Annotated in this window: 8 protein-coding genes; 6 read left to right on the top strand and 2 right to left on the bottom strand. The window is 68.3% G+C overall.

What is annotated here, in order from left to right; all coding sequences use genetic code 11:
- Window positions 1–243 precede the first annotated feature (243 nt).
- Together NR810_RS08715 and NR810_RS08710 are read left to right on the top strand one after the other, a co-directional pair.
- Complete coding sequence (locus NR810_RS08715; protein ID WP_257450080.1) at window positions 244–669, top strand: hypothetical protein; 426 nt, start codon at window positions 244–246, stop codon at window positions 667–669.
- Between the two features lie 124 nt (window positions 670–793).
- Window positions 794–3,199: a GH92 family glycosyl hydrolase gene (locus tag NR810_RS08710; RefSeq protein WP_257450078.1), complete on the top strand. Its 2,406-nt coding sequence runs from the start codon at window positions 794–796 to the stop codon at window positions 3,197–3,199.
- 6 nt (window positions 3,200–3,205) lie between these two features.
- Here the strand turns inward: NR810_RS08710 and NR810_RS08705 are convergent, their stop codons facing one another.
- A complete protein-coding gene (locus NR810_RS08705; protein WP_257450076.1) occupies window positions 3,206–6,304 on the bottom strand; it encodes an ELWxxDGT repeat protein in 3,099 nt (1,032 codons plus the stop codon).
- Between the two features lie 90 nt (window positions 6,305–6,394).
- Window positions 6,395–9,496: an ELWxxDGT repeat protein gene (locus NR810_RS08700; RefSeq protein WP_257450075.1), complete on the bottom strand. Its 3,102-nt coding sequence runs from the start codon at window positions 9,494–9,496 to the stop codon at window positions 6,395–6,397.
- A gap of 253 nt (window positions 9,497–9,749) precedes the next feature.
- On the opposite strand from NR810_RS08700, the gene NR810_RS08695 reads away from it, so the two are divergent.
- The 4 genes from NR810_RS08695 (at window position 9,750) to NR810_RS08680 (ending at window position 14,056) form a co-directional block, all read left to right on the top strand.
- A complete protein-coding gene (locus tag NR810_RS08695) occupies window positions 9,750–10,625 on the top strand; it encodes a lytic transglycosylase domain-containing protein (RefSeq protein ID WP_257450074.1) in 876 nt (291 codons plus the stop codon).
- A 45-nt stretch (window positions 10,626–10,670) separates the two neighbouring features.
- Window positions 10,671–11,423, top strand: coding sequence for an ABC transporter ATP-binding protein (locus NR810_RS08690; protein ID WP_257450072.1), 753 nt, complete (start codon window positions 10,671–10,673; stop codon window positions 11,421–11,423).
- Between the two features lie 3 nt (window positions 11,424–11,426).
- Window positions 11,427–12,230 carry an ABC transporter permease gene (locus NR810_RS08685; RefSeq protein ID WP_257450070.1) on the top strand — a complete coding sequence of 268 codons (804 nt, stop codon included), beginning with the start codon at window positions 11,427–11,429 and terminating at the stop codon, window positions 12,228–12,230.
- Between the two features lie 80 nt (window positions 12,231–12,310).
- The gene (locus tag NR810_RS08680) at window positions 12,311–14,056 is read left to right on the top strand and encodes a restriction endonuclease fold toxin 5 domain-containing protein (RefSeq protein ID WP_257450067.1); all 1,746 of its coding nucleotides are present in this window, start codon (window positions 12,311–12,313) and stop codon (window positions 14,054–14,056) included.
- Window positions 14,057–14,063 lie beyond the last annotated feature (7 nt).

Below are 14,063 nucleotides of genomic sequence, written 5' to 3'. Positions count from 1 at the left end.
CAATGCCGGACGGGGGGAGGGGAGGGGGCCGGGCCTTCCGGCCTGTTCTTGGATGCTCTGTTGGTGGGTTGTCGACCGAGCAGATTCCACCCGAGATTGTCCACCAGCCTGTTACGACGCCTGTATGCGTCACGGGTATTGGCCCCTGCGAGCTAACGAAAAGCCCTGCCCTGGTGCATGAGCATGCGGCGCACGCAACGAGAGCGCGGACTGGAACATGGACAGGAGAAGGACCGGATCCTCGTGAAGCTGTTGAAGGACAAAGCCCCCTACGAGGAAGTCAAGCGTGCATTGCTGGAGTTGGAGAAACGGTGGCTGCGGGAGGCGAAAACCGAGGCTGAGCGCCAGCAGACCCGGCGCGGCATGGCGGAGGATCTCGTCACCCTCGCGTACTCGTTCAACAAGCCCTGGGTGGAGTTCGGCAAGTGGCTTCGCCGTGTTCAACGGCTCGGCTTCTCCAACCTCGCGCTGCGCGTCCACATCACCTGCCTCTACGTACAATCCCTTCACCTCTTCCCCCGGCAGGCTCGCGAGGCATGGGCCATGTTGGAGGATACGGAGCGAAGGGTGCGCCGACTCCGCCGAGAGCGCCCCCTGCGGCAGGAGCATCTGGAGTCGATCTCGCACGCGAAGAAGGTTGCCCGAGTGCTGCCGCCCCCTCCTCGCTGACGTGATAGACGTCAGGGCCGAGCCGGACCACAAGCCCCGGCCCTTCATAGGCGACCATCTCCGAGGAACACGATGGCATCGAGATAGTAGGGCGTGACCTCGGGACGGAAGGAGAGCTGGATAAATGAAGCAACGACATCTCGCGCGGGCAGCGCGGCGGTTCGCCCTGTGCGCCTGGAGCGCGCTCGTGTTCGCCGGGGCCGCTCGGGCGGCGGAGCCCGCCGCTCATGTGAATCCGTTCATCGGCACGACCAATGGGGGCAACGTCTTTCCCGGCGCGGTGCTGCCGTTCGGCATGGCGGCCTTCAGCCCCGAGCAGACGCCGCTGCCCGGCAGGCGTTTCCCCATCGCCGCGCCCGGTGGCTATGAGTGGCGGTCGATCGGCATCAAGGGCTTCAGCCTGACGCACGTGTCCGGCACCGGCTGCACCGGCGCCAGCGGCGACATCCCGCTCATGCCCATCACCACCGAGGTGTCCACCTCGCCGGCGCTCGACTACGCCTTCACGGCCTACTCAAGCCTGTTCTCCCACGCCGACGAAGAGGCCTCTCCGGGCTACTACGCGGTCAAGCTCGGCAACGGGGTCAAGGCGGAGCTGAGCGCCACCCTCCGCACCGCCGCGGGCCGCTTCACCTATCCGCCGGACCGTCCCGCGCACCTGCTGATCCGCACCTCCGATTCGCAGATCGGCAGCAGCGACGCACAGGTGAAGGTCGATCCCGAGCACCGGACCGTCTCGGGGCAGGTGACGAGCGGCAACTTCTGCGGCTACCTCGCCCCCGACCGGCACGAGAGCTACTACACCCTCTATTTCGTCGCCGAGTTCGACCAGCCGTTCACGGCCGGCGGCACCTGGGTCGATGGCGAGCTGAAGCCGGGCTCGACCGAGGCCCGGGGCGGCACGACGTACGGTGAGCGCGGCCACCCGCCCGGAGGCAAGGGCTCGGGCGCGTGGATCCGCTTCGATTCCAGCAAGACCCCGGTGGTGGGCGTGCGCGTCGGCATCTCCTACGTCAGCGAGGAGAATGCCCGCGCCAACCTGCGGGCCGAGAACCCCGCCGGTACCTCGTTCGACACGGTCCGGCAGGCCGCGCGCCGGGCGTGGAATGACAGGCTGGGGCAGATCCGGATCACCGGCGGAACCGAGGACGAGCGCACCGTCTTCTACACCGCGCTGTACCACTCCCTGCTGCACCCGAACGTCTACAGCGACGTCGACGGCCGTTACCGCGGCTTCGACCAGCAGGTGCACCAGGTCTCCGGGCAGCAGAAGGCGCAGTACGCGAACTTCTCGGGCTGGGATGTCTACCGCTCGCAGGTCCAACTGGTCACCTGGCTGGATCCCCGGATCGGCGCGGACATCGCCCAGTCCCTGCTCAACCAGGCCCAGCAGAACGGAGGCGTCTGGGACCGCTGGACGCACAACACCGGCGCGACCGGCGTCATGAATGGAGACCCGTCACCGCCGTCCGTGGCCGCCATCGCGGCGTTCGGCGGGACCGGGTTCGACCTGAAGGGCGCCTACGTCTCGCTGCTCAAGGCCGCCACCGTCCCCACCGCGAAGGACCTGAGCAAGAAGGGCTGTCCGGTGCTCTGCGTCGGACAGCGCCCGGGTCTCGATCAGTGGCTGAAGCTGCACTACATGCCCGTCGACGCGCCCGGCTGGGGCATGGCGTCCGACACGCTCGAAATGGTGGCGGCCGACTTCGGCGTGGCGGAGCTGGCCCGCCGCGCGGGTGACACCCGGAACTTCCGGCGCTTCCGCGAGCGCGCGGGCTGGTGGCGCAACCTGTTCAACCCCAAGGCCACCCCGGAGGGCGGCTACATCCAGCCGCGCAACGCCGACGGCACCTGGCCCGCCTTCAAGCCCGAGCAGGACGACGGCTTCGTCGAGGGCAGCGGAGCCCAGTACGTCTGGATGGTGCCGTTCGATGCCCAGGGCCTGTTCGACGCCATGGGCGGAACGGACAAGGCCGTGGCCCGGCTCGATCGGTTCTTCCGGAAGGAGGATGGCAGCTGGGCGGTGACCAAATCCGGCCCGCTGCACGCGGAGCTCGACAACGAGCCCTCGATCGCCGCGCCGTGGCTCTACGCCTTCGCCGGTCAGCCCTGGAAGACCCAGGCCGTGGTGCGCGAGGCCATGCGCCGGATCTGGACCAACAAGCCCGAGGGCATCTCCGGCAACGACGATCTCGGCCAGATGTCCTCCTGGTACGTCTGGTCCGCGCTGGGCATGTACCCCGTCATCCCGGGCCGGGCGGAGCTGGTGCTCGGCAGCCCCCTGTTCCCCGAGGCGGTGATCACCCGCCCCGGGGGAACCCTGACGATCCGCGCGCCAGGGGCCGCCATGGACTCGCCCTACGTCACGGCGCTGAAGGTGAACGGAAAGGCCAGCACCCGCCCGTGGCTGCCGGAGTCCTTCGCGCTCGCGGGCGGCACGTTGGACTTCACCCTGTCGAAGACGCCGGACGAACGCTGGGGCAGCGCCCGCGAGGACGCTCCCCCTTCGTTCGGACCGAAGTCCCGCTGAGGCCCGTCAGCCGCGGCTGGCGCGCCGCCGGCCGGAGGTCAGGGGCAGCAGCGAGAGCAGCAGCCACAGCCCGGTGACACCCGGAGCGCCCGAGGCGCAGCCCCACCCGTCGTGCTTGGAGGGGTCGTCCTTGGGGGGATCGTCCTGGGGAGGGAGGGCGCGCACGGTGACAGTGAAGGTACAGCTCTCGGGCTCGCGGCCCTCCTCGTGGAGCGTGACGGTGACGGTCGTCGAGCCCACGGGGAAGGTGGCACCGGAGGCATGGCTGTAGTCGATGCGAGCCTCCTGGGGGGCACCGTCCACGGGCTGGGCGGGAGGGTAGGAGACGGCGGCACCCTGGTCGCTGCGGGTCTCCACCACCTGGCCAGCGGGGCACGCGATGCGTGGCAGGGCGAGCACCCAGAGCTCACCGGTGCGGGTGTCGTCATCGGCGAGGAAGACGAGCCTGCCGGGCAGTTGCAACATGTTGCGGGGCGAGGAGCCCTGGGGGCCGGGGCGAATGTCGTCGACGAGGAGGGTGCCGGCCTCGGTGCCATCGCTCTGCCACAGCTCGGCGCCGTGGGTGCCGTCGTCGGCGGAGAAGAAGAGCATGCCCTCCACATCCGTCAGGGCGGAGGGCGAGGAGGACTCGGGACCCGGGCGCACGTCGCGGACGCGGAAGGTGCCGTCGGGGGTGCCGTCGGAGCGCCACAGCTCCCTGCCCGAGGTGCCGTCATCGGCGGAGAAGAAGAGGACGCCGCCGACCCGTGCGAGCGCCTGGGGCTCGGAGGAGCCCGAGCCGGGGTGGATGTCCTTGACGAGGACGGTGCCCTCTTCGGTGCCATCGCTCTTCCACAGCTCGCGCCCGGAGGTGCCATCATCGGCGGAGAAGAAGAGGGTGCCCTCGATGCTCAGGGCGTGCTGGGGCTCGGAGGAGCCAGCACCGGGGTGGATGTCCTTGATGCGGACGGTGCCCTCTTCGGTGGCATCGCTCTTCCATAGCTCGCGACCAGAGGTGCCATCATCGGCGGAGAAGAAAAGGTGGTGGCCCACCGCGGTCAGCTCCCGGGGCTCCGAGGACGCCCAGGAAGCGGGGTTGATGTCCTTCACGCGCTGGTAGCCCGCGGAGGGGCCGCCGTACCTCCACAGCTCCGTGCCGATCCCCCCGGACCAGAGGGTGAAGAAGAGGGTGTCACCCACTTCCGTCAGATTGCTCGGATCCGCGGAGATGGAGCGATGGATGAGCTTCATGACGATGGTGGTACCGGCCCTCGTGCCGTTGCTCTCCCACAGCACCTGTTTGTAGTTGCTGTCGAGACCGGTGAAGAAGAGGCGGTTGCCCACACGCGTCAGCTCTCCGGCTTGCACGGTGCCGTAGTCCCCGAGGTTCGCGAGGATGGCGGTGCCCTGGGGGGTGCCATCGCTCTTCCAGAGATCACCACCCGAACCCCCGTTCCGGCCGGATCTGAAGAAGAGCAGGCCGTTCATCTCCTCCATGCTCCCCGTGTTCAGGAGCGGCTCGAGAGAGGGGAACGAGAGGCGGGTGGGCGTGACCGAGCCGCGCTCGAGCTTCCACGGTCTGCTGCCGAAGGCGATGTCGTTGGCGGTGAAGAAGAGGGTGTCGCCCACCCGGGTCAGCTCCTGGGGATTCGAGGAGAGCTTCTGGACGGCGATGTCCCTGAGCAGGACGGTGTCCGTGAAGGTGCTGTCCGTCCTCCACAGCTCGCGACCCACCGAGGGATCCAGGACGGAGAAGAGCAGGGTGCCGTCGGAGTACGACAGCAACCGGGGAGCCGAGTCCTCCGGACCGGGCATCAAGTCCCTGACCAGGGTGGTCGCGGTGCCATCCGTCTTCCACGGCTCGCGTCCCGTCGCCTCGGTCCAGGCGGAGAAGAAGAGCGTCCCCTCCATGACCCGCAGCTCCGTGGGCTGCGAGCCCAGAGGACCGGGCTGGAGATCCTCGACGAGGCCCGTGCCGTCCGGCGTGCCATCGCTCTTCCACAGCTCGACGCCATGGGTGGCGTCTCTCGCGGTGAAGAAGAGGGTGCCGTTGACGTCCGTCAGGGCGCTGGGCCGCGCGAGCGTATCGCCGGAGTAGGCGTAGGCGAAGGCCTCGAGGAGGACGGTGCCGTCGGTGGTGCCATCCGTCTTCCACAGCCCGTAGCCGTCGGGCGTACCGGCGCCCGCGTCCCACAGGAAGAAGAGGGTGCCGTTCACGATGAGCGGGGAGTGCATCTTCACGTAGACCCAGCTGGTGGGCAGGTCCTTGACCTGGAGGGTGCCGTCGGCGGTGCCATCCGTCTTCCACAGCCCGTTACCCGAGCTGGCTCCGGTGGCGCCGAAGAAGACGGCGCCGTTGAAGTCGATCAGCGCGTGGGGCCACGAGCTCTCCGTGCCTGGCTGGAGGTCCTTGATGAGGGAGGTGCCGTCCGGCGTGCCATCGCTCTTCCACGGCTCGACGCCGTGAGTGCCGTCGTTGGCGGCGAAGAAGAGAGTCCCATTGATATTCGTCAGGTAGTCGGGATTCGCGTCTTCCGAGCCGGGCCGGATGTCCCGGACGAGGACGGTGCCCTCGGCGGTGCCATCCGTCTTCCACAGCTCGGAACCGTGGGTGCCGTCGTTGGCGGTGAAGAAGAGGGTCCCGTCGACGTTCGTCGGGTCATCGATCGATGAGCCATTCGGGCCGGGCCGGATGTCCCGGACGAGGACGGTGCCCTCGGCGGTGCCATCCGTCTTCCACAGCTCGGAGCCGTGGGTGCCGTCATCGGCGAGGAAGAACAGCACCCCGCCCACGGTCACCCGGAAGGAGGGCGAGGAGGAGCCGTCGCCGGGCCGGATGTCCTTGAGGAGGACGGTGCCGGCCGGAGTGCCATCCGTCTTCCACAGCTCGCGGCCGGAGACCCCATCGTCCGCCACGAAGAGCCACGTTCCATTCACCCTCACGGAGTCGGAGGGGTTGGAGGACGCATTGGCGGTGAGGACGCTCGGGATGGGCACGGGCTTGGAGCCCGGGAGCACGAGCGGCTGGGAGGTGCGGGTGGAGTGGGAGGTGGGCTCGGGTGCACTCGGCCCGCAGCCCGGCAGGGACAGGGCGCACGCGAGGAGGGCCGGGACCAGGTACTTCATGGCGTTCATCATTCCCCCAAGGGAAAGGGCCGGCCCCCTGCGAGCAAGGTAGTTCATCGCGGAGGGCGTGTCTCCGCTTTCCGAGGCCCGTCAGCTCCGGCTGGCGCGCCGCCGGCCGGAGCTCAGGGGCACCAGCGCGAGCAGGAGCCACAGCCCGGTGACACCCGGAGCGCCCGAGGCGCAGCCACACCCGTCGTGCTCGGAGGGTTCCTCCTTGGGGGGGTCTTCCTGGGGAGGGAGGGCGCGCACGGTGACGGTGAAGGTACAGCTCTCGGGCTCGCGGCCCTCCTCGTGGAGCGTGACGGTGACGGTCGTCGAGCCCACGGGGAAGGTGGCACCGGAGGCATGGCTGTAGTCGATGCGAGCCTCCTGGGGGGAACCGTCCACGGGCTGGGCGGGAGGGTAGGAGACGGCGGCGCCCTGGTCGCTACGGGTCTCCACCACCTGGCCAGCGGGGCACGCGATGCGTGGCAGGGCGAGCACCCAGAGCTCACCGGTGCGGGTGTCGTCATCGGCGAGGAAGACGAGCCTGCCGGGCAGATGCAACAGGCCGCGGGGCGAGGAGCCCTGGGGGCCGGGGCGAAGGTCGTCGACGAGGAGGGTGCCGGCCTCGGTGCCATCGCTCTGCCACAGCTCGGCACCGTGGACGCCGTCGTTGGCGGAGAAGAAGAGCGTACCCGCCACATCCGTCAGGGCTGTGGGCGAGGAGGACTCGGGGCCCGGGCGCACGTCCCGGACGCGGAAGGTGCCGTCAGGGGTGCCGTCGGAGCGCCACAGCTCCCTACCGGAGGTGCCGTCATCGGCGGAGAAGAAGAGGACGCCGCCGACACGCGCGAGCGCCTGGGGGGCGGAGGAGCCCCAGCCGGGGTAGATGTCCTTGACGAGGACGGTGCCGTCGGCGGTGCCATCGCTCTTCCACAGCTCGCGGCCGGAGGTGCCGTCATCCGCGGAGAAGAAGAGGGTGTCCTCGGCGCTCAGGAATTGCTGGGGCTCGGAGGGGCCCGAGCCGGGGTGGATGTCCTTGACGAGGACGGTGCCCTCTTCGGTGCCATCGCTCTTCCACAGCTCGCGACCGGAGGTGCCATCATCGGCGGAGAAGAAGAGGTGGTGGCCCACCACGGTCAGCTCCTGGGGCTCCGAGGACCCCCAGACGGCGGGGTTGATGTCCTTCACTCGCTGGTAGCTTTTGGGGAGGCCGTCGTACTTACACAGCTCCGTGCCAGAACCCGAGGCCTCGAGGTTGAAGAAGAGGGTGCCATCCAATTCCGTCAGATTGCTCGGCTGCAAGGAGTGGTTGATGCGCTGGTGAAACCACATGACGATGGTGGTACCGGCCTCCGTGCCGTCGCTCGTCCAGATCACCGGATCGAATCCGTAGTTGACACCGATGAAGAAGAGGCTGTTGCCCACACTCGTCAGCGGTCCGGACTGTGCGTAGCCGTAGTCCCCGAGGTTCTTGACGATGGCGGTGCCCTGGGGGGTGCCATCGCTCTTCCAGAGATCACCCCCCGGACCCCCGTTCCGGCCGGACGTGAAGAAGAGCAGGCCGTTCAGTTCCTTCAGGTTCCCCGTGTTCACGGGCAGATTGGGAGAGGATAAGGAGAGGCGGGTGGGAGTGAGCGAGCCGGGCTCGAGCTTCCACGGTCTCCTGCCGAAGGCGATGTCGTGGGCGGTGAAGAAGAGGGTGTCGCCCACCCGGGTCAGTTCCTGGGGACTCAAGGAGAGCTTCTGGACGGCGATGTCCTGGAGCAGGACGGTGTCCGTGAAGGAGCTGTCCGTCCTCCACAGCTCGCGGCCCACCGAGGCATCCAGGATGGAAAAGAGCAGGGTGCCGTCGGAGTACGACAGCAACCGGGGCTCCGAGCCCTCCGGACCGGGCGTGAGGTCCTTGACCAGGGTGGTTGTGGTGCCATCCGTCTTCCACGGTTCGCGTCCCGTCGCCCCGGTCCAGGCGGAGAAGAAGAGCGTCCCCTCCACGACCCGCAGCTCCGTGGGCTGCGAGCCCAGCGGACCGGGCTGGAGATCCTCGAAGAGGCTCGTGCCGTCCGGAGTGCCATCACTCTTCCACAGCTCGATGCCGTGGGCGTCGTCGCTCGCGGAGAAGAAGAGGGTGCCGTTGACGTCCGTCAGGAACCTGGGCTGCGCGAGCGTACTGTCGAATAGGGGGGAGGGGAAGGTCTTGAGGAGGACGGTGCCGGCCGGAGTGCCATCCGTCTTCCACAGCTCGTAGTCGGGCCTGGCGTAGTAGCCCGTGTCCCACAGGAAGAAGAGGCTGCCGTTCACGATGAGCGGGGAGTGCATGTCCACGTGGGCCGAGCTGGTGGGCAGATCCTTGACGAGGACGGTGCCGTCGGCGGTGCCATCCGTCTTCCACAGCCCGTTACCCGTGCTGAATCCGTTGGCGCCGAAGAAGACGGCGCCGTTGAAGTCGATCAGGGCATGGGGCCACGAGCTCGCCGCGCCTGGCTGGAGGTCCTTGACGAGGGAGGTGCCGTCCGGCGTGCCATCGCTCTTCCACAGCTCGACGCCGTGGGTGCCGTCGTTGGCGGCGAAGAAGAGAGTCCCATTGATGTTCGTCAGGTTCCCGAGATCCGAACTGTTCGAGCGGGGCCGGATGTCCCGGACGAGGACGGTGCCCTCGGCGGTGCCATCGCTCCTCCACAGTTCGCGGCCGTGGGTGCCGTCGTCGGCGCCGAAGAAGAGGGTCCCGTTGAGATTCGTCAGGTTTCCGAGAGCCGAACTGTTCGATCCGGGCAGGATGTCCCGGACGAGGACGGTGCCCTCGGCGGTGCCATCCGTCTTCCACAGCTCGAAGCCGTGGGTGCCGTCGTCGGCGAGGAAGAACAGCACCTCGTCCACGCTCACCTGGAAGGAGGGCGAGGAGGAGTTGGCGCCGGGCCGGATGTCCTTGAGGAGGACGGTGCCGGCGGGAGTGCCATCCGTCTTCCACAGCTCGCGGCCGGAGACCCCATCGTCCGCCACGAAGAGCCACGTTCCATTCACCCTCATGGGGACGGACGGGTCCGAGGACGCATTGGTGGTGGGGACGCTCGGGATGGGCACGGGCTTGGAGCCCGGGAGCACGAGCGGCTGGGAGGTGCGGGTGGCGTAGGAGGTGGGCTCGAGTTCACTCGGCCCGCAGCCTGGCAGGGACAGGGCGCAAGCGAGGAGGGCCGGAACCAGGTACTTCATGGCGTTCATCATTCCCCCAAGGCAAAGGGCCGGCCCCCCGCGAGCAGGGTAGTTCACGGTGGTGACGGGAGTCATCAGGGATGCCTCCTGTCACCAGGGGACATGGCTCCAAGGACTGACTGGAGTCACCAGGGCACGCCCGATCCACGGGTGTTTCCCTGCCGCGTGGGACTGGCACGGGTCGTGCTTTGGGTCAGGGCATGACGGCCTCGCGGGGCCGCATCGCCACCCGACTCCCAAAGGAATGACCGCCATGGCTCTCTCCCCCATCTCCCAGAATCCGGTTGCTTGCCGTATCCCGCAGCAGGACGTGGCCACCGCCCGTGTGGGCGGGGTTGTCCAGACGCCTTCCGAGGCCCTCTCCCCGCCGGGGCTGAAGGGGGGCCCGGGCGGAGCGCTGGGACTCCAGCAGGACGGTTTCAGCGCGGGTCCGCAGCGCGGGGCGCAGTGGGAGCAGTTCCTCCAGGGAGCCTCGGCCATCATCGAGACGTTGCAGGTGCTGCAGGCGCTCCAGGGCTCCGAGCTCGAGGGACTCGGGGAGTCCCTGGGCCTCGATTCGGAGTCCGGGTTGTCGCCCTTCGCGGACAGCTTCTCGGCCGACTCCAAGCTGGGGACGGAGTCACCCGGGGAGAGCGCCCCCATCTCGGGCGACGCGCGCCTGGGCGCCGGGATGCCGCCGGCCCTCGGGAAGTTCAAGGACTCCATCGAGTCCGCCGCGGCCAAGACGGGCGTGCCGGCGTCCATGCTGGCGGCGCAGATCTGGCAGGAGTCGCGTGGCAACCTGGAGGCCGTCTCCACCAACGGGGGCAACGGGCTGACGGACACCGGCCTGATGCAGGTGAACCCCAACACCTTCAAGGAGCTCCAGTCCAAGTACCCCGAGCTTCAGGGCAAGAACCTCTCCGATCCCCAGACCAACATCCTCGCGGGCGCCTACTACATGAAGGACATGAAGGAGCAGTTCGGGAACTGGGATCTCGCCCTGCGCGCCTACAACTCCGGCCCCAACGGCGTCGATCGCTCCAACCCGAACGCCATCCCCGCGGGCACGGGTGACGCCACGTATGTCCAGAAGGTGAAGCAGTTCGCGGACATCATCTCCACCGGTAACGGAACGCTGCCCGCGTAGCGCTGCTGTCTCGCCAAGGGCCTTCGAGTGGGTTATGGGCGGCGGATGCCTTCCGCATCGAAGGTCCTCTCGGTCCAGGAGCTGCGCAAGCAGTACGGTGACACCGTCGCCGTCGGCGGCATCTCGTTCGACGTGGGCCGCAATGAAATCGTCGGGCTCCTGGGGCCCAATGGCGCCGGGAAGACCACGACCATCAACATGGTCCTCGGTGTGCTCGAGCCGAGCTCGGGCACCATCCGCATCGAGGACGTGGATCTCTCGAAGCGCCGCTCCCAGGCGCTCGCGCGCACCAACTTCGCCGCCGTCTACGCGCCCCTGCCCGGCAATCTCACCGTGCAGCAGAACCTGCGCGTCTTCGGCCTCATCTACGGCGTGAAGGGGTTGTCGAAGCGCATCGAGGAGCTGCTCGTGCAGTTCGACCTCGTGCGCTTCCGTCACGTGAAGTGCGGCGTGCTCTCCTCGGGAGAGCAGACGCGGGTGGCCCTGGCCAAGGCCATGATCAACCATCCCCGGCTGCTGCTGCTCGACGAGCCGACGGCCTCGTTGGATCCCTCGACGGCGCGCGACATCCGCGCGCGGATCCGCGAGTTCGCCACGCAGGGGGAGGGCGGGGTGCTGTGGACCTCGCACAACATGTACGAGGTCGAGGAGGTCTGCGACCGCGTGCTCTTCGTCTCGCACGGGAAGATCCTGCTCGAGGGCGATCCCAGGAGTCTGCCTCGCGAGCACGGCAAGGCGACGCTGGAGGAGCTGTTCATCACCGTGGCGCGCGAGCCGCTCGCGCTGGAGCAGGCCTGAGTCATGTTCCTCAACCGCGCCGCCGCCATCATCCTCCGCCAGTTCTACCTGCTGCGTGGGAGCCCCTCGCGCGTCTTCCCACTCTTCGTCTGGGTGGCCATCGACATCGTGCTGTGGGGCTTCATCACCCGGTACCTCAATGCCGTGTCCGGCTCCGGCCTCGACTTCGTCCCGTCGCTCCTGGGAGCGGTGCTGCTCTGGGACTTCCTGACCCGGGTCATGCAGGGCGTGACGATGGCGTTCTTCGAGGACGTGTGGTCACGCAACTTCCTCAATGTCTTCGCCACGCCGCTGTCCATCTCGGAGTACGTCGGCGGGCTGGTGCTCACGAGCATCGCGACGAGCTCGGTCGGGCTCGTGGTGATGATCATCGTGGCGGGGACGGTGTTCGAGCTGTCCCTGTTCTCCTACGGCATCCTGCTCGTGCCGTTCCTGTTCGTGCTCTTCCTGTTCGGGATCGCCCTGGGCATCTTCGGCAGCGCCATCGTGCTGCGGCTCGGGCCGTCCGCGGAGTGGTTCGTCTGGCCCATTCCTGCGGTGGTCTCGCCGTTCGCGGGTGTGTTCTACCCGCTCGCGACGCTCCCGGAGTGGATGCAGGTCATCGCGCACCTGTTGCCGCCGTCCTACGTCTTCGAGGGCATGCGGACGATCGTCTCGGGTGGTGTGTTCTCGGGGACCACGCTGCTGTGGGGCGTGGGGCTCGCGGTGCTCTACATCCTGCTGGCGTGCTGGTTCTTCACACGTGTCTACCGGCACGCCGTGCGCACCGGCCTCATCGCCCGCTACAGCGCCGAGAGCGTGAGCTAACCGGTCTTCGCGAGGTGCTGGGTTGAGAGGGTAGTGGCATATCCTCGAGGGCTGTTGCACCTGGGAGAGAGGCCACCATCATGGTGAAGGAGTGCCGGAGCCGGGTAGGCGCCTTTGGGCTCATCGTTCTCTTCTTGCAGACGGCGTGCGCGACGGGCTTCCCGATGGGCGGGTACCTGGGGGGCGGGCGACAGCGGTGGCGGGTGCAGGGGGTCAGTCTCAGGTCACAGGAGGTCGAGAGCCACACCCTGGCGGCGTCGGCATCGGGGGCCCTCAGCGCTGACGAGGACCTGGAGGGTGCTGCCGTGGAGGTCGGGGGCCGCGAGGCCGGGGTTCCGGTGGTGGTTGCCGACGGTGCCGGGGCGCTTGGGCAGGTCCGGCATCGGGCGTGGCGCGTGAGCACGGCCGACGAGGAGGAGGACCTGGTGGGGAAGGGCGTTGGATGGCCCGATGGAGTAGGCGACGGACGGCCCTTCGAGGTGCCCATGACGCTCGACTACCATCAGGGCTTCCTCGCGCAGGCAGGTGTCCCCAGCACGGCGTTGCCTGAGGACGGGCGCACGCTCGCACCCCAGCAGGCGATGGAGTTGCTGCCCCATCTGCTCTCCACGCCGCTGACACTGGGCAACTTCGGGCTCCGGAGGATGGCGGCGCACCTGCTCCTGGAGGTGGCCGCTGGCGGCGAGGTTGTGACGCGGGATGAGCTCCACGCGCGAATGCGGCGCTTTTCGCGGCTGCTGGTGCTGCGTCCGGACGGATACCTGGTGAGGGCCACAACGGGGGTCGCGGTCCAGAAGGCCGGCCAAGTCGTGCTCGCGGAGGATGGCACGCTCCGGGCCGGGCGCTTCGAGGTGGGGCCGTTCTACGCCATCGAGGGCGAGCGCCTCTTCCCAGTGGACCAGGGGCTTGAGGTGCCGAAGGGGGCGCGTCCGGCGGGCCTCTACGAGCCCGACGACAACCCGGCGCTGTCGGTGGCCGAGGGGGCGGTGCTCGCCGTGGTGGACATGGTGGAAGGCCTCTATCGGCTCGTGTTCTACACGGGCGAGACGCTGGAGGGGCTCGCGCAGCTGCCGGGCGCGGTGAGGCAGCTCTACGAGCACTCGCCGCAGTTGTGGGAGGAGTTCCGTTACAAGCCCTACGCTGAGAAGGTGCGCACGGTGTCGCGGCTTGCCACGGGCGCGGTGCTGGCGGTGGGCACGGCCGGTGCTGGCACGGCGAAGGTAGCGGCCTGGGGCGGTAAGCTCGGGAGCCTCACGGTGCCCCTGCTGTCGCTCACGGGCGATGGGCTCCTGGCGGTGCGGTTGGTCGCGGTGCCCGTGGGGAGCGTTGTCACCGCGGCGGCGCCAGCGCTGAGTGCCACCTACGTCCTGCACATGGCCAATACCGGCGCCCAGGGCGCGGGAGGCGGTGGGTGGCCACCGGTTGGCGGGCCCGGGCAGTGGATTGAGGACACCTCCAGCATGTCGGAGCAGGCCCGGGACTACCAGGCCCAGGTGACCGGGGCCCCGAAAGGGTGGGCATACAGGGTCACGCGCGGGAACGACGTCGCGGACTTCGACGGATTTGATCCGAAGACGGGCACGCTGCTCGAGGGCAAGGCGCGCGGGTATCAGAAGTGGTTCGACGAGGACCTCAACCCCACGCACGATTTCTACGAGGGCATCGGGGATTTGGTGAAGCAGGCCCGGCGTCAGTTTCGGGTGGCTGCCGGGCGGCCAATCCGTTGGCACGTCGCCGAGCCGCGGATGGTGTCCGTGCTTCGGAAGCATTTCGACGCTGATGGTCTTCATTCCATCGAGGTGGTTTACACTCAACCGGTGAAGTGAGGCTGCC

Origin of the sequence: Archangium lipolyticum, assembly GCF_024623785.1 — a bacterium.
Classification (GTDB): Bacteria; Myxococcota; Myxococcia; order Myxococcales; family Myxococcaceae; genus Archangium; species Archangium lipolyticum.
This window is presented reverse-complemented; position numbering and strand designations above follow the sequence as displayed.